The 24574-nt window shown below is 72.3% G+C and carries 19 protein-coding genes and 1 pseudogene; 3 read left to right on the top strand and 17 right to left on the bottom strand.

All coding sequences use genetic code 11. The features are described 5' to 3' along the window. Positions 1-16: 16 nt before the first annotated feature. Together ACZ67Q_RS15115 and ACZ67Q_RS15120 are read right to left on the bottom strand one after the other, a co-directional pair. Complete coding sequence (locus ACZ67Q_RS15115) at positions 17-3094, bottom strand: FAD-binding and (Fe-S)-binding domain-containing protein (protein WP_471181425.1); 3078 nt, start codon at positions 3092-3094, stop codon at positions 17-19. Positions 3095-3405: 311 nt separating this feature from the next. Continuing rightward, positions 3406-3831, bottom strand: a complete 426-nt coding sequence (locus ACZ67Q_RS15120; protein ID WP_471181428.1) for a DUF6003 family protein — start codon at positions 3829-3831, stop codon at positions 3406-3408. A 435-nt stretch (positions 3832-4266) separates the two neighbouring features. On the opposite strand from ACZ67Q_RS15120, the gene ACZ67Q_RS15125 reads away from it, so the two are divergent. Beyond that, on the top strand, positions 4267-5193 hold the full coding sequence (locus ACZ67Q_RS15125; RefSeq protein ID WP_471181431.1) for an NADP-dependent oxidoreductase: 927 nt from the start codon (positions 4267-4269) through the stop codon (positions 5191-5193). Positions 5194-5317: 124 nt separating this feature from the next. Here the strand turns inward: ACZ67Q_RS15125 and ACZ67Q_RS15130 are convergent, their stop codons facing one another. The 4 genes from ACZ67Q_RS15130 to ACZ67Q_RS15145 form a co-directional block, all read right to left on the bottom strand. After that, entirely contained in the window at positions 5318-6304 is a 987-nt protein-coding gene (locus ACZ67Q_RS15130) for a GlxA family transcriptional regulator (RefSeq protein WP_471181434.1), read from the bottom strand. After that, on the bottom strand, positions 6292-6939 hold the full coding sequence (locus tag ACZ67Q_RS15135) for an HD domain-containing protein (RefSeq protein ID WP_471181436.1): 648 nt from the start codon (positions 6937-6939) through the stop codon (positions 6292-6294). The genes ACZ67Q_RS15130 and ACZ67Q_RS15135 overlap by 13 nt, the downstream gene beginning before the upstream one ends. 209 nt (positions 6940-7148) lie before the next feature. After that, complete coding sequence (locus ACZ67Q_RS15140) at positions 7149-9620, bottom strand: S9 family peptidase (protein WP_471181439.1); 2472 nt, start codon at positions 9618-9620, stop codon at positions 7149-7151. After that, on the bottom strand, positions 9617-11398 hold the full coding sequence (locus ACZ67Q_RS15145) for an N-acetylglutaminylglutamine amidotransferase (RefSeq protein ID WP_471181442.1): 1782 nt from the start codon (positions 11396-11398) through the stop codon (positions 9617-9619). The genes ACZ67Q_RS15140 and ACZ67Q_RS15145 overlap by 4 nt, the downstream gene beginning before the upstream one ends. Positions 11399-11673: 275 nt before the next feature. Here ACZ67Q_RS15145 and ACZ67Q_RS15150 point away from each other — a divergent pair. After that, positions 11674-12021: pseudogene (locus tag ACZ67Q_RS15150) on the top strand (SPW repeat protein); the annotation flags it as partial. 68 nt (positions 12022-12089) lie between these two features. On the opposite strand, the gene ACZ67Q_RS15155 reads toward ACZ67Q_RS15150, so the two are convergent. The 4 genes from ACZ67Q_RS15155 to ACZ67Q_RS15170 form a co-directional block, all read right to left on the bottom strand. After that, positions 12090-12773 (bottom strand): polysaccharide deacetylase family protein, encoded by a 684-nt coding sequence (locus ACZ67Q_RS15155; protein WP_471181445.1) that lies wholly within the window; start codon positions 12771-12773, stop codon positions 12090-12092. Between the two features lie 8 nt (positions 12774-12781). Then, complete coding sequence (locus ACZ67Q_RS15160) at positions 12782-13477, bottom strand: glycoside hydrolase family 11 protein (RefSeq protein WP_471181448.1); 696 nt, start codon at positions 13475-13477, stop codon at positions 12782-12784. Positions 13478-13819: 342 nt separating this feature from the next. Next, on the bottom strand, positions 13820-15025 hold the full coding sequence (locus ACZ67Q_RS15165; RefSeq protein WP_471181451.1) for a cation:proton antiporter domain-containing protein: 1206 nt from the start codon (positions 15023-15025) through the stop codon (positions 13820-13822). A gap of 136 nt (positions 15026-15161) precedes the next feature. Next, the gene (locus tag ACZ67Q_RS15170; protein WP_471181454.1) at positions 15162-16100 is read right to left on the bottom strand and encodes a UTP--glucose-1-phosphate uridylyltransferase; all 939 of its coding nucleotides are present in this window, start codon (positions 16098-16100) and stop codon (positions 15162-15164) included. Between the two features lie 146 nt (positions 16101-16246). Here ACZ67Q_RS15170 and ACZ67Q_RS15175 point away from each other — a divergent pair, with 146 nt between their 5' ends. Then, a complete protein-coding gene (locus tag ACZ67Q_RS15175) occupies positions 16247-16432 on the top strand; it encodes a hypothetical protein (protein WP_471181456.1) in 186 nt (61 codons plus the stop codon). 2 nt (positions 16433-16434) lie between these two features. Here ACZ67Q_RS15175 and ACZ67Q_RS15180 read toward each other — a convergent pair whose 3' ends face one another. The 7 genes from ACZ67Q_RS15180 to ACZ67Q_RS15210 all read right to left on the bottom strand — a co-directional run bounded on the left by ACZ67Q_RS15180 (position 16435) and on the right by ACZ67Q_RS15210 (position 24557). Next, entirely contained in the window at positions 16435-17655 is a 1221-nt protein-coding gene (locus ACZ67Q_RS15180) for a GNAT family N-acetyltransferase (protein ID WP_471181459.1), read from the bottom strand. Positions 17656-17795: 140 nt separating this feature from the next. Next, entirely contained in the window at positions 17796-19085 is a 1290-nt protein-coding gene (locus tag ACZ67Q_RS15185; protein WP_471181461.1) for a JmjC domain-containing protein, read from the bottom strand. Then, positions 19082-20212, bottom strand: a complete 1131-nt coding sequence (locus tag ACZ67Q_RS15190; RefSeq protein ID WP_471181464.1) for a hypothetical protein — start codon at positions 20210-20212, stop codon at positions 19082-19084. Before ACZ67Q_RS15190 ends, ACZ67Q_RS15185 begins: the two co-directional genes overlap by 4 nt. A 50-nt stretch (positions 20213-20262) precedes the next feature. After that, complete coding sequence (locus ACZ67Q_RS15195) at positions 20263-22617, bottom strand: DUF4135 domain-containing protein (protein WP_471181466.1); 2355 nt, start codon at positions 22615-22617, stop codon at positions 20263-20265. Between the two features lie 91 nt (positions 22618-22708). Continuing rightward, the gene (locus tag ACZ67Q_RS15200; RefSeq protein ID WP_361624005.1) at positions 22709-22864 is read right to left on the bottom strand and encodes a hypothetical protein; all 156 of its coding nucleotides are present in this window, start codon (positions 22862-22864) and stop codon (positions 22709-22711) included. A gap of 184 nt (positions 22865-23048) precedes the next feature. Next, positions 23049-24065: an NADPH:quinone oxidoreductase family protein gene (locus tag ACZ67Q_RS15205; RefSeq protein WP_471181468.1), complete on the bottom strand. Its 1017-nt coding sequence runs from the start codon at positions 24063-24065 to the stop codon at positions 23049-23051. 126 nt (positions 24066-24191) lie between these two features. Further along, positions 24192-24557 (bottom strand): MerR family transcriptional regulator, encoded by a 366-nt coding sequence (locus tag ACZ67Q_RS15210; RefSeq protein ID WP_471181470.1) that lies wholly within the window; start codon positions 24555-24557, stop codon positions 24192-24194. Positions 24558-24574: the final 17 nt, after the last annotated feature.

The following is a 24574-nucleotide window of genomic DNA, read 5'->3' on the forward strand; positions in this document are numbered from 1 at the left end:
TGGCCGGGTGGACCGGTCAGCGGCCGCGCAGCCGCTTGTAGGCGGTGCGTACGGTGGCGGTGGCGGCCGACGCGGCGAGGACCGAGACACCCGCGGTGACCGCCCACCGGGCGGTGCGGGAGGGTGGCGCGGGCCGCGTCGCCAGTCGTTCGGGCTGCCGGCTCGGCAGGTTCCCGTCGAGGCCGAGGGCGAGCGCCTCGGCCAGGTGCAGGGCCCGGCGGCCGGTGTCGCCCTGCTCGATCTGGGTGCGGCAGCTGAAGCCGTCGGCGAGGACCAGGCTGCCGGGGGCCGCGGCCCGCACCCCGGGCAGGACGCCCTGCTCGGCGATGGCCATGGAGACCTCGTGATGGCCGCGTTCGAAGCCGAAGTTGCCGGCCAGGCCGCAGCAGCCCTCGTCCAGGACGTCGGCGTCGAGGCCCGCGCGGCGCATCAGTTCCCGGTCGGCGTCGAACTTCATGACGGCGTGCTGGTGGCAGTGCGTCTGCACGGTCGCCTGCCGGCCGAGCTGGGGTGGCCGCCAGCCGTCCGGCGCGTGGTGCACCAGTTGCTCGGCGAAGGTGCGGACCTGCACCGAGAGCCGTTTGACGTCCTGGTCGGCCGGCATCAGCTCGACCGCGTCGGCCCGGAACACCGCGGTGCAGGAGGGTTCGAGGCCGATGACCGGGGTGCCCGCCTCGATGTAGGGCCGCAGCACGGCCAGGGTGCGCCGCAGGGTCTTCTCGGCGACGCCGAGCTGCCCGGTGGAGATCCAGGTCAGACCGCAGCAGACGGGCTCGGTGGGCACGGCGACCCGGAATCCGGCGTCCTCCAGGACCCGCACGGCCGAGATCGCGATGGAGGGGTGGAAGTAGGTGCTGAAGGTGTCGGGCCACAGCACCACCGTGCGCGGATCGGCCGGGTCGGGCTCCTGCGCCCCGCGTTCCTGCCACCACTGCAGGAACGACTGGCGCGCGAACATCGGCGGCTGCCGCTCCTCGGCCACTCCGGCGAGCCGCTTGCCCAGCGTGGACAGCACCGGCGCCTGCATCGCGGTGTTGACCAGGCCGGGGGCCAGACGCGAGAACCGGGCCCACAGCGGCAGCCAGCCCAGGGAGTAGTGGGCGGCGGGCCGCAGACGCCCCTCGTAGTGGTGCGAGAGGAACTCGGCCTTGTAGGTGGCCATGTCGACGTTCACCGGGCAGTCCGACTTGCAGCCCTTGCAGGCCAGGCACAGGTCGAGGGCGTCCTTCACCTCGGTCGAGCGCCAGCCGTCGGTGATCAGCGAGTCGTCGTGGCCGTCCAGCATCTCGAACAGCAGCCGGGCCCGCCCGCGCGTGGAGTGCTCCTCCTCCAGCGTGGCCCGGTACGACGGACACATCACGCCGCCGGAGTGGCTGCGGCAGTTGCCGATGCCGACGCAGCGCATCACCGCGCGGGTGAAGGAGTGCTCGTCCTCCGGGTACTGGAAGTGCGTCGCGGGGTTGTCGGGCCGCCAGCTGGGGCCGAGGCGCAGCTGCCCGTCGACCGGGTTGGGGTCGACGACCTTGCCGGGGTTCATCCGGTTGCCCGGGTCGAACACCCTCTTGACCTCGCCGAAGGCGGTCACCAGCCGTTCGCCGAACATGCGGGTCAGCAGTTCGCCGCGGGACTGGCCGTCACCGTGCTCGCCCGACAGGGACCCTCCGTAGGAGGAGACGAGGTCGGCTGCGCGCTCGACGAAACGGCGGAAGCGGGCGACGCCTTCGGCGGTCTTCAGCCCGAACGGGATACGGGTGTGCACGCACCCCTGCCCGAAGTGCCCGTACAGCGACGGGTGGCCGTAGTCGAACTCGTCGAACAGCGCCTTCAGGTCCCGCAGATAGTCGCCCAGCCGCTCCGGCGGTACGGCGGAATCCTCCCAGCCCTCCCACGTCTCCCGTCCGTCCGGCGGGCGCGCGGTGACGCCGAGACCGGCCTCCCGGGCCTTGAGCATCTTGTCCTCGCGGGCCGGGTCGTCGGAGAACGCCACCCGCGGGTCCTTCTCGTCGCGGCCGACGGCGCGCAGCAGCGCGTGCGCCTGCTCGTCGACGTCTTCCTGGCTGTCACCGCTGAACTGCACCATCAGCCAGCTGTCGCCCTCGGGGAGGACCTTGAGGGAGTCGAGGTAGGCACCCTCCTCCCGCATCAGCTGCGCCATCCGGCCGTCCAGCGCCTCCAGTTGACTGGGCGAGCAGTGCTCCAGCAGGTGGGACACGTCGTCGGCGGCGGCGCAGATGTCGTCGTAGCCGAGGACCAGCAGCGACTGGTACGGCGGCACGGGCACGAGGTCCAGTTCCGCGCGCAGGACGGTGACCAGGGTGCCCTCGCTGCCGACGAGCGCCTTGGCCAGGTCGAAGCCGTTCTCGGGCAGCAGGGAGTCGAGGTTGTACCCGGAGACGCGGCGCGGGATCTTCGGGAAGCCGCGCCGGATGTCGGCCAGGTACTCGGTGACGACCCGGTCGAGGCCGGCGTAGATCTCGGCCTTGCGCCCGCCCTCGGCGGCGATCCTCGCCCGCTCGGCCTCGGAGGTCGGCCCCACCCACATGCGCAGTCCGTCGTAGGTCAGGATCTCCAGCCGGCGGACGTTGTCCACCGTCTTGCCGTAGGCCTGCGCGGACGCCCCGCACGAGTTGTTGCCGATCATGCCCCCGAGCGCGCAGTGGCTGTGCGTGGAGGGCTTGGGTCCGAACTGCAGCCGGTGATCGGAGAGGAGGCGGTTGAGTTCGTCGAGGACGATGCCCGGTTCGACCACACAGGTGCGGGCGTCGGGGTCCACCGAGATCAGGCGGTGGCAGTACTTCGTCCAGTCGATGACCACCGCCGTATTGGTGGTCTGCCCGGCCAGGCTGGTGCCGCCGCCGCGGGAGAGCACCGGTGCGCCGAAGCGCGCGCACACCTCGACCGCCTGCGCACCCGCCTCGACGGTACGGGGGACGACCACGCCGATCGGTACCTGACGGTAGTTGGAGCCGTCCGTGACATAGGCGCCCCGGCTCCCGGCGTCGAACCGCACCTCGGCGTCCACGGTCTCCCGCAGCGCCGCCTCGAGTCCGGTCACGTCCACGGCTGAGGCGTCGAGGGGGGTTGTGTCGGTCATCGGGAGTGTCCGCCTTTCTGCACCATGGGCCGCGCGGAGGCGGGCGCTGCCGGAGGCCGCCCTCCGCCGTCGCGGAGTGCGGGTACCCGCTCTTGCAGTATGCAAAGGTCCCTGTCGCCTCGCGCGTCGAGAACGGCGCCGTGATGACGGCGGCTGCTGCCCCGGCCACCGCCTGACCTGCGGCAGCTCGGTCACGTCGGCCGGTCCCCTCCCCTGCCGGTCACCTACTGTGGGCGGCCGGTGCCGTCAAAACGGTGGCGCTCTCCCCGGTGCGTCCCGGGTCGCTCGCCGGCCCGGGCGGCGCGCGGTCGTCACTTCCGAGCGGCCGCGTCCACCACGGACGGATTCTCTCCGGTCAGCTCGGCGACACGGTGCGCAGGCACGCCGGCGGCCAGGGCCCGGGTGAGCAACCTGTCGCGGCCGTCGGTGCAGTCTCGGTAGGCGAGCAGTTCGTCCTCCAGCGCCGCCACGGATTCGGGCGCCGCACGGTGGCGCAGCCGGCTCAGCTCCTCGTCGGTGAGCGGCACGGGCAGCCGTTCCGCGTCCTGCGGGATCGCCCCCGTCTCCTCCGGGGGCAGCAACCGCAGCCGCGGCGACGTAGCGGTCACGTCGTGAGCCGCGAGCCAGGCGCTGACCGCCGAGGTGTCCATGCACGGCAGGTCACCGAGCGCGGTCGGCGGCACGCCCAGGTGCGCGGTCGTCTCGTCCACGAGAAACAGGTAGGCGTCATCGGTCATGTTCAGCTCCTCCTCACGGCTCCTCGGCCGCTCGCCGTGCCTCTACCCCGTCTCGGCCCGCGTAGCGCACCCCTCCGCGTCACGTCCCCCCTCGGGAGCGATCCGCAGGCCGATGGAAAAGGCCACGTCGGCGCCCGTCGCGGACATCGGCAGCCTGACTGCGTCGGGGACGAGGATCGCGACGCGATGCGTGCCGCAGCTCACGGCCCCATCCTGAGGTGACCGGATTCGAGTGGGTCATGGCCCGCCCGAGGCGGCGCCGGACCCCCCGTGGTCGGCACCGTGGACAAAGGACGCACGGCCCACTCGCGGCCCATCGCATCGCCAGAGGCCGTCGGTGAATGACTGCAGGAATTCTTCTGCAGAGCCGCTCACGCGTCCGTGTCCAGCTGTCATCCATGTGCCAGGGCCAACGGGCCCGGAAAGGGAATGCTCGTGCAAGCCATCACCGTCCGCGATCGCGAGGCAGGGGTCACGGGGCTGGCCCTCGAGGACCTCCCCCACCCCCACACCGCCGAGAACGACGTCATCGTGCACGTGCACGCCGCGGGCTTCACCCGAGGAGAACTCGACTGGCCCGCCACCTGGACCGACCGCGCGGGACGCGACCGCACCCCGAGCGTGCCCGGACACGAGGTCTCGGGGGTGGTCGCGGAACTCGGCTTCGGCACGACCGGCCTCACCGTCGGACAGCGGGTCTTCGGGCTGACCGACTGGGCCCGCAACGGGTCGCTCGCCGAGTACGTCGCCGTGGAAGCCCGCAATCTGGCCCCGCTCCCCGCCGACGTCGACCACACGGTGGCAGCAGCACTGCCGATCTCCGGGCTGACCGCCTGGCAGGGCCTGTTCGACCATGCCCGGCTCGCCACCGGCCAGTCCGTCCTGATCCACGGCGCAGCCGGCGCGGTCGGCTCGATCGCCGTCCAGCTCGCTGTCGAAGCGGGCGCCCGGGTGATCGGCGCGGGCCGCTCCGCCGATCGGGAGACGGTCCTCGAACTGGGCGCCCATGCGTTCCTCGACCTGGAGGCCGACCGGTTCGAGGAGGCCGGCCAGGTCGACGTCGTCTTCGACGTGATCGGCGGCGACATCCTCGACCGCTCGGCCGCCCTCGTGCGCCCCGGCGGCACGCTGGTCACCATCGCCCAGCCGCCCACCGTGCGCCCCGACGACGGGCAGGCCGTCTTCTTCGTCGTGGAACCCGACCGCGCACGCCTCGCCGACCTCGCCCAGCGAGTACGGGACGGCAGGCTCCGGGTACGGGTCGGAGCGGTTCGGCCGCTGACCGAGGCGGTGGCCGCCTTCACCGAGCGCGAACGCGGCCGCGGCCGCGGCCGCACGATCATCCGCGTCACCGAGGACTGAGCCTGAGAGAGCGTGCCCGACGAGCAACACCTCCGCTCGTCGGGCCCGCCCGCCCCCTGCCGCGGACGGTGTCCCTGGGCACGACGGCCTCCGTCCGCCGAACGCCCCTCCCCGGACGGACCCTTCAAGCGCTCACGGCGGTGGAACGGAAGCGGGCCCGGTACACCGTGGGAGACACCCCGAAGGTGTTCTGGAACAGACGCCGCATGGTCTCCGAGGACCCGAAGCCGGCTTGCTGTGCGACCTCCTCCATCGAGGCGGTGCCACCGGACAGCAGGGCCTTGGCGGCTTCCAGTCGGACGGCGTCGACGTACTGCCCGGGCGTCATGCCCGTTTCCTGGCGGAACAGGCGCGTCAGGTGCCGGGTGCTGATGCCCACGCCGGAGGCGAGTGCGTCGATGCCGGACGGAAGGGAGGGGTCCGCGGTGACCTCGTCCATCACCCGGCGCACCAGTGGATGCCGGCTCGGCGGAGTCATGCGGACGCTGAACTGCGACTGACCGCCGGGGCGTGCCATGAAGACGACCAGCTGACGTGCCACGTCCCGGGCGACGTCCGCGCCGTGATCCTCCTCGACCAGGGCGAGCGCCATGTCGATTCCGGCGGTGACGCCGGCCGAGGTGACGACGTGCCCGTCGCGCACGAAGACCAGGTCGTGTTCCACCAGCACCGCCGGGTAGGCGGCGGCCAGCTGGGGCGCCAGTTCCCAGTGGGTGGTGGCGCGCCGCCCGTGCAGGACCCCGGCGTGCGCGAGCACGAAGGCACCCGCGCAGACCGAGGTCACCCTGCGCGTGCGGGCGGCGAGCGCGGTCACCAGCGGTACGAGGCCGGGGTCCGCCGTGGCCCGCTGCCAGTCCCTGCGGCCGGGAACGACCAGGGTGTGCGGGCTCTCCGGCAATTCCTCCAGGACGGTGTCGACGCAGATCCGCAGCCCGCAGGACGTGACGACGTCGCGGCCGTCCGGGGAGACGACCCGGACGTCGTAACCGGCGCCGGACCGGTTCGCCGTGGTGAAGACCTCCATCGGTCCGGCCACGTCCAGGAGCTGCACCTGGTCGAAGGCCACGATCACGACGACGTGTGCGCCGTCCGGGTGCGTCACTCCGGCCACGGCGAGTCGAGGATGGTGCGCACGAAGTCCCCCCGCTCGAACCCGGGCACGCAGTGCTCGAGGACGTCGGCCTTGACGTTGCCGAAGGTGGTCTGCGGCCTGGGGCGGATGCCGTCGGTGAAGGCGGTGAGGATGCGCCGCTTGAAGTCGGGGCGGGGATGCAGTGCGACGATGTCCTGGCGGTCCGCGTCGGAGATGTCCGCGTAGCCGAGGCCGAGGACGTCGTACTCCACGCCCGCGGTGACCAGCGCGACCTCCGGCTCCATGAACTCGGGGATGCCCGGCGTGGTGTGCAGGGCGATGGCCGTCCAGACCCGCCGCACGCTGTCCTCCGGGACGCCGTACGACCGCAGGAAACGACGCGCCTCGTCGGCGCTGTCGACCTCGAAGCGGCGGCCGCTGGAGCGGAACTCCTCGTTCAGACCGAGGTCGTGGAACATCGCTGCGATGTACAGCAGCTCCGGGTCGAAGCCGAGGTCCCGGTTGCGGCCCTGGAGGCTGCCGAAGAAGTACACGCGTCGGGAGTGGTGGTAGATCAGCTCGCCAGTGGTGTCGCGGACCAGTTCCGTCGCCTCGCGGGCCGGCTTGGTGTCGGGCACGTGGATTCCGGCCGCGAGGGTCGTGTCCGCGGTCATGGGTCACCTCTTCGTCGTTCGGGTGCGTGCGGTGCCGGGAGGTCCGGCTCACCCCCAGTGTTCGTCGTCGGCGGATGCACGCGCCATGTCCGTAGAGCCATGTATCCCACAGATTCGGACACCCGTGAGCCCTCGGAGGGGAACCGCGGCGGGAAGGTGCAGGCTCAGCTGCGGGACGACGAAGGGGGCAGCGGCGGACGATCGTGGGGTCAGCCGCTCGCCGGCCGGTCGACGAGATGCCGCTGCAGCCAGTCCGCTGCGGCGCGGCGGAACAGGCGGCGGTTGTCGGCGCGCAGGAAGTCGTGGCCCTCGTTGCGCAGCGTGAGCAGCTCGGCCACCTGGCCGCGTTCCCGCGCCGCCCGCACGAACTGCTCCGACTCCCGCGGCGGGACGTTGGTGTCGTGCTCCCCGTGGACGGCGAGCACGGGAACGCGCAGGGCGTCGATCCGGGTCATGGGTGACAGCGCCCGCAGCAGTTCGTTGTCGCGCTCCGGATGCCCGTACTTGTGGGCCGCGGACTGCGCGATCCACGGTTCGGTGCCCTCGAAGAACGTCGCGAAGTCGGACATGCCGCAGACCGCCACCCCGGTGCGGAACAGCTCGGGGTGCCAGACGAGGGAGGCGAAGGTGAGATAGCCCCCGTAGGAGCGGCCCATCACGGCCAGCCGTGCGGGATCGGCGGGGCCCGCCAGTACGGCGTGGGCGGCGCAGTCGGCCACGTCGTCGAGTGCGGCGAACCGGCCCCGGCCCAGGTCGGCGTCCACGAACGAGCGTCCGTGTCCGGAGGAGCCGCGCACGTCGGGCGCGAAGATGTCGAGCCCTCGTCCGAGGATCTCGTGGTACAGCGGGTTGAAGACGGGACGTTCCTGTTCCTCGGGGCCGCCGTGCAGGTGGATCACGCAGGGTGCGGGTTCGCCGGGGCCGCGTCCCGGCGCGCGGTAGTACCAGCCGTGCAGCGCCAGCCCGTCCCGTGCGGTCACTCCCACCGGCACCGGCCGCACGGGCGGGCGGCCCGGAGGCACCGCGTCCTCGTCCCTCGACGACCAGGGCGTGCGAAGAAGCTCGACACCGGAGGACAGCCACCACACGCCGGGGCGACGCTGCGATCCGGACAGGGCCAGCAGCAGCCGTCCCCGGCCGGCACCGACGATGCGGGTGACGACTTCGTGCGGCAGCGGCACGGGATGGGGTACGCCGACACCGCCGGCGGGCGTACCGGAGGCGGCCAGGTCGACGATCTCCGTCTCGCTCGCGCCACGGACGTTCCAGGCCAGTACCGCGGTGCGACCGTCGTCGGCGAAGGCCAGCAGCTCCAGCTCACTGCCCTCCCGCTCGACCGCCACGGACCAGTCCCGGGGACGGCCCTCGTCGTCCAGGCGTGCGGTGATCAGGGCGGCGAACTCGCGCTCGGCGTCGCTGCGCAGCCACAGGGTGTCCGCCTGGGGCGAGAACCGGCCGATCCACGGATCGCCGTCGGCCACGGGCACGACGCACGTCGTGGCGAGATCCGTCGTGCGGACCACGACCGCCTCACGCCGTCCACGCGGTCCGCGGCGCAGCAGCGCCAGCTTGCCGTCGGGGCTGAGGTCGCACACGCGCAGCGTCGCCGCGTCCTGCTCGGTGGCCAGCAGGACGGGGGCGGCCGCGCCGTCGGGGTCGATCAGGTACGCCGACAGCCCGTCTCCGAATCCGGCCGTCGGCGTGAACGGGCCGTGCCGTGGGTCGTCGCGGACCGAAGTGACCCGGCCGTGATACGCGGGGGTGAGCAGGTCCGCGATGCGCGGGTGGCGGTTTTCGGCGGGCGCCGCGCCCTCGGTCTGCGGCCTGGTCCTCGGCTCCGTGGTGGTGAGCGGAGTCGGGCCGAGGAGTACGGCGTCGCCGCCACGGCCCGACCAGCCGTGCGGCAGGCCGCTGCCGGGGCCGCCCTGTGCGGCCGGTGCCTGGACGGCCGCGTCCAGGAGCGGGCCGGCCGGGACGGCCACCGTGACCGCGACGGCCGATCCGTCATGCGCCCAGCAGCCGAGGTAGGCCGTGGTGCCGGGTTCGGCTCCGGCCAGGATGCGGCGGTCGGTGCCGTCGGGGCGTACGCACAGCACCCGTGAGTGCTCGCCGCCGCCGGGGGCGGTGGTGTAGGCGATCCAGCGGCCGTCGGGCGACCAGGACACCTCACGGACGGGGTCGGGTCCGGCGTCGAGGAGCCGTACCTCGCCGCCGTCGACGGGCCCCGCCCACAGCTGCGGTACTCCTCCCCGGTCGCAGATGAAGGCCACCTGCACCCCGGCGGGGTCGGCCGACGGGTACCAGCAACCGTGTGCGGTGAGCCGCGTCGTGCCCTCGCGCGGGCCCGAGGCGTCCGTGAGGGGGACATGGGTGGGGGCGGCATACGGGACATCACGCCCCCCGTCCGGGCCCAGGGTGGTGGACGAGAGGCCAGGCCGGTTCACATCCGTGAAGGCCTGCGGGCCCTTGAAGGCCTGCGGATCCGCGTGGGCCCGCGGATCCCCGAAGGTCTGCGGATCCCCGAAGGTCTGCGGATCCCCGAAGGTCTGCGGGTCCGCGTAGGCCTGCGGATCCGCGTGGGCCTGCGGATCCGTGAAGGCCTGCGGGAGGACCCGCCCGTGCGGATCGGGGGCCGGCCTCGGGGCGTCGTCCGCGCCGTCGGTGATGCGTTCGCCGGTCATATTCCGTGCGTCTGAAGCCATGTCTCCAGCAGAGCCACCTGCCACAGGGCGTTCGCCCCGCGCTTGGTCCGGTGTTCTTCAGGTGCCGCCAGCAGTTCGGCGACGTACGCGTCCCGGAAGAGTCCGCGCCGCCGTGCCTCCGGCGCCTGGAGGGTTTCGCGGACCCGCTCCAGAACGGGTCCGGCCATATGGGTGATCGCCGGGACGGGGAAGTAGCCCTTGGGCCGGTCGATCACCTCGTGGGGCAGCAGTTTGCGGCCCGCTTCCTTCACCACGCCCTTGCCGCCGTCGGCCAGTTTCAGCTCCGGCGGGCAGGCGGCCGCCAGTTCCACGAGTTCATGGTCCAGGAAGGGCACGCGGGCCTCCAGGCCCCAGTCCATGGTCATGTTGTCGACCCGTTTCACCGGATCGTCGACGAGCATCACATGCGTGTCCAGTCGCAGCGCGGCGTCGAGCGCCGTGTCCGCCCCGGGCGCCGCCATGTGGTCCCGGACGAAGCGTCCGGAGACGTCGTCCGGCGGGAGCATGTCCGGCTGCAGGATACGGGCGAGGTCGGCGTGGGGCCGGTCGAAGTAGGTCTCCGCGTACCGGTCGGCCGCCCCGGCCCGGTCGGCGGCGGCCAGCTGCGGATACCAGTGGTAGCCGGCGAAGACCTCGTCCGCACCCTGCCCGCTCTGGACGACCTTCACCTCCTTGGCGACCTGTTCCGACAGCAGGTGGAACGCGACCACGTCATGGCTGATCATCGGCTCGCTCATCGCCGCGATCGCTCCGTCGAGGGCGGTCGAGACCCGCTCGGAAGGCACCCGCAACCGGTGGTGGTCGGTGGCGAACTCCCGGGCGATGAGATCGGAGTAGGGGAACTCGTCCCCGTCGGTGCCGCCCTCCGAGTCGAAGCCCACGCTGAACGTCGCCAGGTCCCGCTGGCCCTCGTCGGCCAGCAGCGCGACGATCAGGCTCGAGTCCAGGCCGCCGGAGAGCAGGACCCCGACGGGCACGTCGGCGACCATCCGCCGGCGCACGGCGGTGCGCAGGGCGTCGAGCACCGCGTCGCGCCATTCGTCCGGCCCCATGTCCGCGTACTCGGGACGGCGGGTGTACGACGGCTGCCAGTAGCGGTGATCCCGGTGGCTGCCGTCCGGCTCGACCACCCGCACGGTGGCGGGCGGCAGCTTGCGCACACCGTTCAGCACGGTGTGGGGCGCGGCCACCGTCGCGTGCCAGCTGAGGTACTGGTGGACGGCCACGGGATCCAGCGAGGTGTCGACGTCGCCGGCCGCGAGCAGGGCCGGGAGCGACGAGGCGAACCGCAGGCGACCGGGCGTCTGAGCCAGATAGAGCGGCTTGATGCCCAGCCGGTCACGCCCCAGGACCAGCCGGCCGGTCCGGTGCTCGGCGAGCGCGAAGGCGAACATCCCGTGGAAGTGGTCGACGCAGTCGGTCCCCCACTGCCGGTACGCCTTCAGGATGACCTCGGTGTCGGAGGTCGACTCGAAACGGTGCCCCAGCCCGATCAGCTCCTCGCGCAGCTGCCGGTAGTTGTAGACGCATCCGTTGAAGACGCCGGTGACCTGCTGCTCGGCGTCGGTCATCGGCTGGGCGCCGAGCTCCGACAGGTCGATGATCTTCAATCGCCGGTGGGCCAGCGCCACGGGGCCGTGCGACCACACCCCGTGGCCGTCGGGACCGCGGGCGACGAGCCGGTCACTCATGCGCCGGACGGCCGCGAGATCCGGCCGTTCGCCGTCGAAGCGTATTTCTCCGCTCAGGCCGCACATCACGCACCACCTCCCCGGCGCGCGATCGGTACCTGGGCCTGGGTGGTCGACATGTACTGCTTCACCTCACGAGAACGCACGGCTACGGACCACCCAACACAGGGTTCCCTGGTGACCGGCGAATACGCATGTGCCGCTCTGGTGACATGGACGAGCCGCAGGTGAGCGGGCGGCTCGGGGTGGCGCGGCGGAAGAGAAATGATCCGAAAGGGAAACAACAGGCCGAAAAAACCTGATTCCGCCGCAGCGCTGGGGTACCCGGCGCCGTCTGGCCATATCTGGCGGCGTCCCCGTGGATCACGGGGTTCAACGGGCTGTCCACCCTGACCGTCAACAACCTGCTCGGACTCGCCTACGCCCTGTTCATGAGCGGCGGACTCGGCCGGGCCCACGAGCCCACCCACAGCATGGCGTGGGGGGCCTGCGCGCTGGGCCTGTGGACGATCGTCGCACCGTGGGCGGTGGCGGGTGATGTCAGCACGACCAGGACCATCGTCAACAACGTCGTCACGGGCGCGCTCGCCCTTCTGCTCGCGTGCGCCGCCGGCGCGGCCGCCCGCGCGGCGGAGTCGCAGAACGCACGTCGTGGCCTGTCGGCACCGTTCACACCCGGCCGCGGCTGACCACGCGACAGCACACACGCGATCAGGCGCAGACCCTCCCGGGTCCGCGCCTGTCCGTGTCGGCCCGCTCAGGGAGCCACGGCACGACCCGTCTGCGGGGAGATCCTGCCCGCGCACAGGCCCCTGCTCGCCAGAGTCTGCGCGATGCGCGGGATCGCCGCGAGGGTGTTGGCGGGCCACTCGTGCATGAGAATGACCTGGCCGTCGGTGAGCCGGGCGCTGGCCTGCACGATCGCGTCGACACCGGCGCCGTTCCAGTCCTGCGAGTCGACGTCCCAGATGACCTGTCGCAGGCCGTACTTGGCGGCCACGGACTGCACGGTGGCGTTGGTCTCGCCGTAGGGCGGCCGGAACAACTGCGGCGTGCCACCACCGGCGTTCGCGATGGCCTGCTGGGTGCGGGAGATCTCGGAGTCGATCTGCGCCTGGCTCAACTGCGTCAGATGCGGATGCGTGTAGCTGTGGTCACCGACCCACATGCCGGCGGCGATCTCGGCCCTGACCTGGGCGGGGTAGGCGGCGGCGAACCGACCCTCGTTGAACATCGTCGCGCGCAGTCCGTACTGCTTGAGGGCGCTGAGCAAGGCCGGTGTGCGGTCGTTGGACGGCCCGTCGTCGAAGGTGAGTCCGACGTAACCGGTACAGGCCGCGGCGCGCGCCGGGGCGGCGTCGGCGGTCGCAGTCACGGTGCTCGCCACGGCGGTGGCCGCGACAACCAGGGGCACCGCGAGGGAGCGTGGCTTCGAAGGCATGCGGACCGTCACCCGCTCACCGTGATCGAGGAGCTTCCGCTGCTCTGGTAACCCTCGGTGGCGAGGATCATGTAGTACGTGAAGCTGCCCAGCCGCATGCCGTACCGGGACCAGGCGTCGAAGTGGTTGCCGGTGGTGATGGTGCCACCCGTCCTCTTGGACTGGCGCACGCTCCAGTACTGGTTGAAGGTCTTGACGCCTTCCACGGACGGGGCGTTGTAGCGGGTGGTCTGGTAGATGTCGTACGTGCCGCCGTCGCTGGTGACCGTGCCCTTGTAGGTGCCCGTGGGCCGGTAGGTGCCCCAGTTGTCGACGATGTAGTACTCGACGAGCGGGTTGGACGTCCACCCGTACAGCGCCAGGTAGCCGTTGCCGGACGGCGCGAAGCTGCCCGAGTAGCTCACGGTCCGGCGCCCGCCGTTGCTCCAGCCCTTGCCGGCCACGAAGTTTCCGCAGTTCTGCCATGAAGTGCTGTACCCACCGCCGGATCGCAGGGTCATCGAGACCGACCCGCCGCCGTCCGTCCAGAACGAGTAGTAGAAACCGTTGTTCGTGCCGGTCTGGTTCGTGGTGATGGTGGTGTCCGCGTGAGCGGTGCCGGGCAGCAGCAGCCCGGACGCGGTGGCGCCCACGGCCAACGCGCCGGTCCGGCCGAGGAAGCCCCTCCGGCTGAGGGGGTGCCCGAGAGCATCGTCCATGTTCATGTCTCCTCCGTGGATGGTCGGTTGGCCCGGCGGGACAAGCCGGGCGTGACTGAGGGGGTGGCAGCGGCGGACCACGTCGCGCACGGCATGCCCATGCCAATGCACTAGGACGCGCCTGCCACGGAGAACTCGAACGCTGGACAGTATGGGCGCCCTTCAGGACGCCGGTCAATGACTCGGTTTCCGAAATTTCTTCGAACGTTCGAATGCTGTCCGGCACCTTGCCTCTACGGAAAACGCAGCTCTACAGTGACGAGTCGATCCGCATCAGGGTCCTCCGGTTCGCTCGTGCGACCTCACACAGCTGGGCGATGTAGAAGGCGTCCGAATGTTTCGAAGAACTCAACGGTCGCTTGAACGTCCCTGCCGAGCGTAGAAACGGGCGATCGGCTCGGCGCTCAGGCCGTGGAGGACGATGCTGAGGAGGACGGTCATCACCATCGCCGGGGCGATGAAATCCGCCTGCCGCGCAGGGAGCTCGACGACCGCGAGCGTCCCGAACACGATCGAGGTCACCCCGCGCGGCCCCATCCACCCCAGGAACAGCCTGTCGGCGAGACTGATCTCCGTGCCCGTGAGCGAGAGCAGCACGGGCACCAGACGCACCAGCACCACGGCGACGAGTCCGTAGAGCACCACGGCGCCGGGAACGTCGCCCCCGAACACCTCGTTGACGATCTGCCCGAAGATGAACCACAAGGCAAGGGACAGCAGGGTGACCAGGTCGTCGGTCATCTCCACCGCGGTCTCGGGCAGGTGGCGCATCGCCGGGGCGAAGCTGACGCCGGCCACGAAGGAGGCCACGAACCCGTTGCCGCCCACAGCACCGGACAGGGTGTACGCGGCGACGGGCACGGCGAACACGCCCAGCCGCACCGCGGTCGGGCGGGTCCATCCGTGCAGCCAGGACTTGCCCAGCAGCCATCCGCTCGTCCAGCCCACCACGACTCCGGTGGCGACGGCCCACGCGGACGCGACGACCGCCGTCAGCAGCGCGTCGACATAGTCGGTGTGCGTTCCGTGTGCCTCGACGCCCAGAGTGATGCACAGCAGGAACACCGGGGAGAGGATGCCGTCGTTGAGCCCTCCCTCCACGTTCAGCACCTCCCGCAGCCGGCCCGGGATCCGGCGATCGCGGACGACGGACGCGGTGGGCGCGAGATCCAGCGGCACGACGACGGTCGCCAGGACGGCGAGCAGCCACAGAGGCTGAGCGGGGAAGAAGAGGTATCCGACCGCGAAGGCCGCGCCGAGGGTGAGCGGCAGAGCCACGCCCAGCAGCCGTACGAACAGGCCCCTGTCCCGTCTGATGACCGACAGGGGGACCTCGACGGCGTCGACGAAGAGCAGCAGCGCGAGCACGACCTCGACGGCGTGCTCGAACGCCTTCGTGTCGAAGTCGAAGTGCAGCGGTGGGTCCGACCCCGCGGTCAGCGCGACGCCGGCGCCGATCATGGCGATGGGCGCGGTGATGCTCCACCGGGAGAGTCGGTGCGCGAGCAGCGACCAGACGAACAGGATTCCCGCGATGACCGCTACGGCGAGCACGGCACCTCGCCTTCCCAGACTGCACGCTCCGATTCCGCGCAGAGCCTAGGACACCTGATCCACTTCCCGGCTCCGCCACTGCCCGGCACGCACGGAAAACCGCCCGGGCAGTGGCGTCACGCAGGGCGGGAGCAGGTCAGGTGGTGGTGCCGGGGTCGGTGTGGGTGACCGCGTCGAGCCGCTGGACCAGGTCGCGCAGGACGGGGCCGTACTCGGGGTGGGCCAGTGCGTGGGCCATCTGGGCCACGAGGTAGTCGGCGGGGTTCCCGGTGTCGTACCAGGTGCCCTGGATGACCTGCCCGTAGACGGCGCGGCCGGCGGCGTAAGCGTTGATCGCGTCGGTCAGGTAGACCTCGCCGACCGGGCGGCCGCTGTCGCGGGCCTCGTACCAGCGGCGGGTCTGCTCGCGCAGCTCGTCCACGATGCCCGGGGTGATGACGTAGCCGCCGATGGCCGCGAACGCCGAGGGGGCGTCGGCCGGCTCGGGCTTCTCCACCAGGCCGGTGATCCGCAACTGGCCCTGGCCCAGGTCCTCCTTGACGATGGGCACGCCGTAGCGCTGGGAGTCGGCGGGGGCCATGGGCATGAGCGCCAGGACCGGACAGCCGGTCTGCTCGTAGGCGCGGATCAGCTGCTGGGCGCGCGGCACCTCGGCGACGAACACGTCGTCGGGCCACAGGACGAGGGCCGGCTCGTCACCGAAAGCACGGGCGGCGTTGAGGACGGGAGTGCCGTTGCCGTACGGGCCGTGCTGGTCGAGGTAGGTGATGTGGCCGTCGCGGGCCAGCTCGGCGACCTCCTCGACCGCGTCGGCGTACGCCGTCTTGCCGTCGGCCCGCAGCTGCCGCACCAGGGCCGGATTCGGCCGGAAGTGGTCCTGGATCAGGGACTTTCCGCCGGAGACGACGATGGTGATGTCGGTGATCCCGGAGTCCACCAGCTCCCGCACCGTGTGCTCGATGACCGGCTTGTCGCCGACCGGGAGCATCTCCTTGGGGATGGCTTTGGTCAGGGGCAGCAGGCGGGAGCCGAGTCCGGCGGCGGGGATCACGGCCCTGCGGATCGTCGGGGACATCAGGTCTCTCTCGTCGGTCGACGCGCCGCGCCGGCCGGCACGGTACCTCCCGACGCTACGCCGGTACCGCCGCCGTTTCACCGAACCGGCGCCGTCGGCGGGAGCGTCCTTGCTGCAACGGGGCTGCCACAAGGTCTCGGGGCCCCTTGACCTCGCCCCGGAGCGACGGGCGACTCTGTCTGTTCGTCGACGACGCCGCGGCGGACGTCGAGGCCGCCCGGGCGGTGGGCATGCGGGCCCACCCCTTCGAGGACAACGCCGGGACGATCCGGCGTATCGCGGCTCATCCGGACGCTCGTCGGCGGGGCGCGCGACGCCTCCCGCTCGCATGACCTCAGAACCAGTGCAGGCAGTGCGGAGGGCGCTCGGCGCGGAAAAGGGTGTCGGCACGGGTGGCCGCTTCCGGGTGGTGAGCCCGGATGTGACCGGCGCGTACGAGCGTGCTCGGGGTGGTGCCGCCCAGGTAGAGGGAGCCCAAGTCGCTCACGTCCAGGGAAAGGTCGGGCTCCCGGTCCGTCGGGACGCAGTCGGCCTTGCCGTCCCGGACCCTCAGCAGATGGCGGCCGTGCTCGCCGAGGAACGGGTCCTCGACGTCGAGGACGAGCTCACCGTCCGTGAGCCAGCCGCGCGCGGTCAGCGCGCGAGGGACGTCCAGCAGCCGCACCCAGAGCCAGTCGGTGTCGCCGCCCACCTCTCCGGCGCGGAAGTCCGCGAGCTGCCAACGCAGCGGGTGACCGGGCGGGAAGTGCTTGAACACGACCTCGGTGACCAGGTCGTGTCCGAGCAGGAACCGGGCCAGGGCCGTGAAGACGGCGTCGTCGGTGGCGACGGTCTCGTCGACGGTCAGGGTGTCGGGCTCGCCGAGCGCGTAGCTGGCGTAGCCGTCCGGTACGCCGTCGGCGTCGCGGTGGACGGCGACGTAGCGCTGCGCCGCAGACACCGGGGGCTGACCCGCGCCCGACTCCCACCAGTGGTGCGGCCGGGACAGCGCGCCGGGCTGGCTGCGGCGGTACCGGTCGTAGACCTCTTCCAGGATCTCACCGCACTCGGCACGCCGGAGCACCTCGACCGGGGCGGCGTCCGGACCGTCGGCCGTCCCCCGCACCCGGGGCGCGGCGAGAGCGGCCCGGTGACGGGGCACCGTCAGCCGCCGTGTGTAGGTCGCCGGTCCGTACCCGAACCTGCCGTAGATGGGCGCCTCGGAGGCCAGCAGCACGGACACGAACTCCCCGCGGGCCCGCAACTCGGTGAGCTGATGCCGCATCATCGCGCTGAGCACGCCCCGGCGTCGGTGCGAGGGCACGACCCCGACGGCCGTCACCCCGGCGGCGGGGGCGATGGCCCGACCGGGCAGGGTGAGCTCGAAGGAGTACGCACCGGCGGTGCCGACGGGTCGCCCGTCCGCCGTCACGGCGAGCAGGTTGCGGTCCATTTCGAGCGCCGACCACCAGACGCCACGGCCCTGCGACGGTGTTTCCGGGAAGCGCGCGAACGCGGCATGGAGCGTGTCGACGAAGACGTCGAGGTCCTGATCGGTGGTAGAACGAATCTCCACAGCTGCCGCCGCCTCCCCCGGGTTCCAGGCACCACGGCCCGTGGTGTCCCGCCACAGTGCAGCGTCGTCCCGTGACCGGGGTCAAGCGAATTACGGCCCGTCCGCGACGGGGTGACACGGCGCATGGCTTCGCCCGCCGATCACGGTTCCCGGTGCACGGCGCGGAAGCTCTCCAGCACCTCCAGCAGCGTGCGGGCGTCTTCGCGTCGCGTGCCCGGGCCCACGGCGGTCAGCAGGTCGCCGACCGGCACGGGGCCGAGTCCGGACAGCGCGCCGGTCAGTCGGCACAGCTCGTGGTGGTCGAGCGGGGTGCGGGTCTCGTGGCCGTTCGCCGCGCAGACGGTGCCGGCGGGTGCGTCCGGGGCCCACCTGATGCGCGCGTGCCGGTCGCCGCGCAGCCGGTCCGTGTCCGTGAGGGCTCGGGGAGTGGCGGCGGGCGGTACGGGTTCGAAGCCGCCCGCGGTCCAGCGGCGCAGGGAGAGGACGGTGACGCGGCGGCCCATCGCCACGGGGCCGGCGAACTCGTGCAGTGCGCGCACGGCGGTGGTGAACGCCTCGGGGAGCGCGGGCGCGAGGAGGCCGCCGCGGCCGGCGCCGGGAGCGGTCAGGGCGGCGTCCGGTGTGGCCAGCAGCGTGTCCAGGCCGCCGTGACCCGCGAGCCGGGCCGGGTCGAGGTCGGCGAGCAGATCCTCGACTTCGTAGCCCGCATGGTGCTCGTCCCGGGGGACACCGACGTTCACGCTGGTCGCGGGGGCGGCGCCGGCGCTCTCGCCGACGTGGTAGTAGTCGGCCGGCCAGTACAGCAGCTCGCCGGGGCCCACGTCGGCGTACACCGACGCGGCGGTGTGGCGGGCGTAGTCGGTCTTCGTGGACACGGCCTCGTCCCACGGCCTGCGCGGCCAGAACCGCATCCGCTTGCGGCCGCGCAGGCCGAACATGAAGGTGGCGAAGCGGTCCTTGTGCACACCGACGGGGCTGTGCTCGTACGTGCCGTGGAACAGCGTGGTGATCGCGCCGGTCAACGGCAGGCCGACGGCCTGCCACAGGGGGTCGAAGAAGGCACGTTCGCGGGACCAGAGCGCGGGGTCGAAGGCGTGGAATCCGTTGACCACCAGGGCGTGCCGGCGGCCTTCCAGACGGGCCGCGAGCCGCGCGTCGTAGGCGTCGAAGGAGCTGTCCTCACCGGCGGGCAACACACCGTCGGGGGCGTCGCGTTGGACGTGTTCGACGGTGAACTGCACATTGGGCGGCATACGGTCGTCCACTCGCGCGGGACGGCTGCCGGCCACGGCGGCGCGGAACACCTCCGACGTCTCGAAGGGCGCCGGTGCCACGGAACGGAACAGCACCGGGCGCCGGTCCCAGTACCGCTCGACGAGGGTGTCCCAGGAGAACTCCGCCTCGACCGCTACGATCGGTTCCTCGCTCATGCCGTGTCCGTCCTCCCGACCGTGTCCACGCCCCGCAGGGCGTGCAGTTTCTCCAGCAGGGCGACGACCTGTTGCTCGCGGCCGGGCCCGGCCGCCGCGCACAGCTCCGCCACCGTGCGGGTCCCGTGCTCCCGCAGCAGGTCCAGGACCCGTTCGCCCAGCGCGCCGCGCAGGGAGAAGGCGTGGCCGTCGACGGCCCAGATGCAGCCGTGGCCCTCGTCGAGGGGCATGCTCACGACGGGCGAGGCAGCCCGCAGCCGGTCGCCGGGAGCGAGGCGGACCGGGGGCCGTGGCGCGGGGGCGGGTTCCAGGGCGGCGGCGCTGACCCGGCGCGCCCACAGGACGCGCAGGACGAAAGCGAGCCGGTCCTCGTCGGTCACCTCGCGCAAGCCGGCTCCCGTCTCCCCCAGTTCGGGCACCTCGGGTGCCCGTGCCTCGTCCTCGGGGGGCGGGTACGACAGGTAGGGCACCCGGTCGTGGCCGCGCCGCTCGTGCAGCATTCCGGCGACGACGTCCTTGACGGCCTCGGTCAGCAGACGGGCGTCGGCGGGCACCAGCAGCCGCAGCGCCAGGGTCCGCGCGCCGTAGCGCAGGGCGTGCGGTCGTCCCGCCGGCCAGTGCAGCAGTTCCCCGGCCCGGGCGGTCGTCGTCGGTCCGTCCTGCTCGCGGGCCGGGACAGCGGTGACGCTGCCGCGCAGCACCCAGACGAGGCCCGCGTGCACCGGCTCCCGGCGCAGGCCGTCGCCGTCGGTGATGCCCTCGCCGAGGGCGAGTTCGGTGACGACCGGCAGCACGGGGTGCCCGATCCGCTCCCACAGGGGCACGACCAGGTCGCGCACCTGGGTCCACAGAGCGTGGTCGAGCAGGAGCGGCTGCTCGACGGCGAGCAGCCGGCCGTTGCCGCGCAGGCGGGCGTCGAGTCGCTCGGCGTACTGCTCGGCCGTGCCGTCCTCGGGGCCGGGCAGCAGGTCACCCGGGGTCCGGATCCGTCCGCCCTCGACGAGGAACCGCACGTCGGGCAGGGCCCGGAACCGGGTGCCGGCCCGGAAGGGGCGCGCCGCCTGGACCATGACCGCGTACGCGCGGTCGGCGTCGACGGCCTCAAGGCCGCCCGGCGCGGGCAGCACGGCGGGCGCCTGCTGCCAGTGCCGGACGGCGAGGTCGTACCGGGCGTCGGTCAGCCGGTCGGGGGCTGGTAGCGGCGGCGCAGGCGGGCGGCGTAGCGGGCGAGCGGTTCCATCCCCAGGCTGCGGCGCAGTTCGTCCACCCGGTCGGGCTGTTCGATGGGACACGGCTCCAACTCCCCTTCACGCATGCGGAACTTGGTCCCGTACACCTGCGGTCTGCCGTCGTGGACGCGGAGCGCGTCGGTGACGTAGGCGACCTGACGCCACGGCAGGTCGCCGTCGTGGGCGGCCTGTTCGATGAGGTCCAGACACTCGTACCGGAAGCCGGACGGGCCCTCGGCGTGCTGGACGAGCCGGCAGGCGGCGGCCGCGGCCGCCGGGCCGGCGAGGGCATGTCCCGGCCAGCCGTGCGTCGCCACGACGTCCGCCAGCCAGCGCATGCCGGCCTCGGTCAGGGAGCGCAGCCGTTTCTCGGTCTCCTCGTCCGCGAAACCGGAGGCGACCCAGCGTTCACGCAGTGCCGCGTCCATCCGGTCGGTGCGCAGCAGGCGGCGTCGCACCTCCGGTACCGGGGCGGGACGCACGAACGGCTCCGCGCGGATCCGTACCGTGTCGCCGGCCCAGCTGTAGACGATGCGCCGTCCCGCTGCCGCCCAGGTGAAGCAGGCCTCGCCGGTGTGGCGGTCGGTGATGCGGACGCGGACGCCGTCGCCGTGGAGCGTGCCGGGCCCGACGGTGTCGTGGGCGTAGGCGACCGCGTCGCGCAGTGCCACGCCCAGCCCGGCCAGGTCGCGGCCACGGTCGTCGGCGACGGCGGCGGACGGGGGCCAGCCGGGGTGCGGGTCGCCGGGGACGGGAAGGTGCGTCGTTTCCACGGCGCGGAGCAGGGGGCCGCCGTGCGCGGAGCGGAAGAAGTAGGGGACGTCCCCGGCGTCGAGTTGGGCGGTCTCGGCCGCCCCGAACCCGGTGGCGGATCCGGGAGCGGTTGCGGTGAGCCGGTCGGCGAGGGCCTCGGTGTACGCCGCCGTCGGCTTGAGCAGCACGCGCACATACGTGTCCGCCGGGGCCTGACCCAGGAAGGCGCGGATGCGGCCGTGGTGGCGCGACATCAGCGTCCACGCGTCGAACATGCCGCGCAGGAAGGAGGGCAGGTACGGCCCGTATCCGGTGCGCCCCCGCGTGTCGGACACGACGGTGCGGGAGCCGCCGCGGGTACAGGGCCGGCGTCGCCGTACGAGCCGTAGGCCTCCGTCGGCGGTCTCGGTGAAGCAGGCCACCGGTCCGTCGACCGTGCACCAGCGGGCTCTGTCCTCCAGTCCCGGGTGATGGTGGTCCCCGGCGGCGGCGTCGGCGACGAGCCCCGTGTCGTACAGGCGCGGCAGCGGGGTGAGGAAGATCTCCAGGTCGACCGGGTGGAACAGGGGCTCCTTGTCCTCCGGCCGGGTCCCGGCCAGCAGGTTGCCCTCGCCGAGGTCGGCGATGCCGAAGCGGAACGCGGCGGCGGCGAGGGAGCCCGCCCGGTGCCAGAACCGTTCCGCCTGACGGGGCCCGAGTCGGGTGCCGTACAGCCGCCGGTCGGGCGCCGAGCGGATCACGCCCCACTGCGCGGGCGGCTCGATCCACTCCTGCCAGGTGTACTGCCGTCCGTCGGGGCCGGTGCCCGGCGTGCAGCGCAGCACGGGCAGACGGACGGGACCGGAGGCGGGCGGCAGGCTGTTGAGAAGGGCGAACACGGACGTGTCCGGGGTGAGGAACAGGACCTCGCCGCCTGCCGGGCGTGGCTTGTAGGCGATGCTGCCGCCGCCGCTCAGGCGCACCCGCAGCACCCGGCGCCGGCCGTTGTGGGTCTCGCCGTCCTGGGCTTCGATGCCCGTCACCGGTAGCCGCAGCAAAGGCCGGTCGAAGAAGGAGGTGCCGGTGGACGTGTCGCCGCAGATGCCGGTGTCCCGGGCGAGGCGTTCCAGGAACCGGTCCAGAAACCCCGTCCAGCGGGCGCATTCCTCCTCGGCCGGGTAGGCGACACCCGCGGCGCAGGCGGTGAACGCCTCGCTCACCAGCGGCCCGAACAGCGCGCCGTCGGTGACGTCGAGGACGCCCGGGGCGAGCAGCCGCGCGGTGCGGGCGGTGGTACGGCGGCACCAGGCGTCGAGGGTGTCCAGCAGCGTGCCGAGCGGGGCGAAGCGGGGTTCGGCGAGTGCCGCCGCCAGCAGTTCGGCGTCCGTCTCACCGGTCGGGAAGCGAGCGTGCGCGAGCAAGCCGTCCTCGACCGGCCGCAGCACCGGTGGGAACAAAGGGCCGGCGGTGCCCGCCCGCACGGCCTCGATCACCTTGCGGACGGCGGAGCCGTGCACCGGGGCACCTCCCCGACCGGTCGGCGCGACGGACTCCCACAGGACCTCGGTCATGGCGTCCTTCCTGCGTGGTGCCGTCCCGCCGGCAGCGGAACGGCACCCGGTTGCCGTGCCGTGGCGGCCGGTCTCCCGGCCGCGGCCGGCGTCAGATGCAGTAGACGCGGATACAGGTGCCGGGCGTCGCTCCGGAGCGGGCCGGGATCTCCTGCTCCAGCTCGCCGATGACGAGGTCGAGCTCCTCCTCGGCGGAGGCGAGGGCTTCGGTGCGGGACTGGCCTTCGTGGGTGGTGGCCTGGTTCACGGTGGTCCTCCTGGATCGTCAAGAGACACTCGGTGATGCCGCGACAACCCGGCCGAGCTTAGGCAGCCGGAGACGCGGGAAACAGGGGCGGGGGCGATGACTTCTCGCCAATTACCGACCGTCCTGAAAGGGGTGGACCGAGTTCCGCTCATGGCCGTGGCGGCGCCGTGCGGCAGAGGTCTGCCTAGCTCCACGGGTCGAGGGCGTGCTTGCCGCTGGTCCGGCCGGCTTCGAGTTGCCGGAGCACCGCCGGTCCCTCCGCCAGGGGATGCACCTGAGGGGAGCCCGGCGGGTACACACCCTCGGCGATGAGCGTCTCGATCTCGGCGAGCAAGGACCGGTAGAGGGACGGTGCCGCGGCCGCCAGCGCACCGATGTGCAGGCCCTTGATCTGGACCTGGTGTGTGAAGACCAGGTCGTGCGTGGTCACGGTGGCGTCGCCGGAGGCGGCACCGAACACGACGACGCGTCCGCTGAAGGGTTTGGTGACCGCCAGACTGGTCTCGAAGGTGGCCCGCCCCACCGATTCCAGGACCAGGTCGACCCCGCCGGTCAGGCGGGTGATCTCCGCGGCCAGATCGGGGCGCGCGCCGTCCAGGACCTCGTCGGCGCCGAGCGCCTTGACCGTGTCGTGCTTGGACGGTGACGCCGTGGCGATCACGCGAGCGCCGTAGTGGCGGGCGAGACGGACAGCAGCCTGACCCACGCCTCCGGCGGCGGCGTGGACGAGTACCGCGTCACCTGGCTCGATCCCGCCCAGCGGCTTCAGTGCCGCCAGTGCGGTGGCCCAGTTGAGCACCAGGCCGAGAGCTTCGGCGTCGCTCCAGCCGGCGGGCACCGAAAGGACACCCGCGGCCGGCATCGTCATGTACTGCGCGAAGGCGCCGGGGCCGGCTCCGACGACATGTGTGCCGGCCGGCAGTGGACGTGCGACGCCGGGACCGACCCCCACGATCTCGCCGGCGGCTTCGAAGCCCGCCACGTACGGCGGCTGCGGACCACCCGCGTACTTTCCGTGGGCCTGCATGACGTCGGCGAAATTGACCCCGGCGGCGCCGACACGGATCAGGTACTCGCCGGGTCCCGGCGTGGGGCGCGGCCGATCGGTCGTGAGGGCCGCGTCCCCCGGCCCCCGGTGGGACCGCTGGACCAGTGCGCGTACCGGCTGCTCGGCGGCGTGCCGCTGCTCGTTGATCTCCATGCCGTGACGGTAGGAGTCTCACACTTGTGTCAAGGTCAAGCGGTGGTCGGGGACCGGTGCGGCGGGCCTCCGGCAGGCGTGGCGTTGGGGCCTGTTGCGGAAAACAGGCCCTGGTGCCGCCCGCGGTCAGGGGCCGGTGTTGCGGGCCTCCCGCAGGTAGGCGTCGAGTGCCGCCTGCTGTTCGCTGAGAACGGCGATGCGTGCGGCGAGCCGGTCGCGATAGCGCTGCACTTCGCCCAGGAACTCTGCGCACTGCGCATCCGTGCCGGCACGGGGTGCGTCCGTGAGGCGGGGCAACAGGTCCCTGATCAGCCGGACGGGCAGCCCGGACTCCAGCAGGGAGCGGATGACGAGCACCCGGTCGATGGTGGACCTGCAGTAGTCGCGGAACCCGTTGCCGCACCGGCCGGGGACGATCAGGCCCTCGTCCTCGTAGTGCCGCAACGATCTCGCGCTCACGCCGCTGACTCTGGAGGCTTCACCGATCTTCATGCCTGCCCCGGCCCCTC

The sequence above is a fragment of the Streptomyces sp. NPDC036813 genome, from assembly GCF_055609245.1.

Excerpts from the sequence above, each read along its gene's own strand:
- ACZ67Q_RS15115 (WP_471181425.1), bottom strand. The coding sequence starts at position 3,094 with ATGACCGACACAACCCCCCTCGACGCCTCAGCCGTGGACGTGACCGGA.
- ACZ67Q_RS15120 (WP_471181428.1), bottom strand. The coding sequence starts at position 3,831 with ATGACCGATGACGCCTACCTGTTTCTCGTGGACGAGACGACCGCGCAC.
- ACZ67Q_RS15135 (WP_471181436.1), bottom strand. The coding sequence starts at position 6,939 with ATGACCGCGGACACGACCCTCGCGGCCGGAATCCACGTGCCCGACACC.
- ACZ67Q_RS15140 (WP_471181439.1), bottom strand. The coding sequence starts at position 9,620 with ATGACCGGCGAACGCATCACCGACGGCGCGGACGACGCCCCGAGGCCG.
- ACZ67Q_RS15145 (WP_471181442.1), bottom strand. The coding sequence starts at position 11,398 with ATGTGCGGCCTGAGCGGAGAAATACGCTTCGACGGCGAACGGCCGGAT.
- ACZ67Q_RS15155 (WP_471181445.1), bottom strand. The coding sequence starts at position 12,773 with ATGCCTTCGAAGCCACGCTCCCTCGCGGTGCCCCTGGTTGTCGCGGCC.
- ACZ67Q_RS15160 (WP_471181448.1), bottom strand. The coding sequence starts at position 13,477 with ATGAACATGGACGATGCTCTCGGGCACCCCCTCAGCCGGAGGGGCTTC.
- ACZ67Q_RS15170 (WP_471181454.1), bottom strand. The coding sequence starts at position 16,100 with ATGTCCCCGACGATCCGCAGGGCCGTGATCCCCGCCGCCGGACTCGGC.
- ACZ67Q_RS15185 (WP_471181461.1), bottom strand. The coding sequence starts at position 19,085 with ATGAGCGAGGAACCGATCGTAGCGGTCGAGGCGGAGTTCTCCTGGGAC.
- ACZ67Q_RS15195 (WP_471181466.1), bottom strand. The coding sequence starts at position 22,617 with ATGACCGAGGTCCTGTGGGAGTCCGTCGCGCCGACCGGTCGGGGAGGT.
- ACZ67Q_RS15205 (WP_471181468.1), bottom strand. The coding sequence starts at position 24,065 with ATGGAGATCAACGAGCAGCGGCACGCCGCCGAGCAGCCGGTACGCGCA.
- ACZ67Q_RS15210 (WP_471181470.1), bottom strand. The coding sequence starts at position 24,557 with ATGAAGATCGGTGAAGCCTCCAGAGTCAGCGGCGTGAGCGCGAGATCG.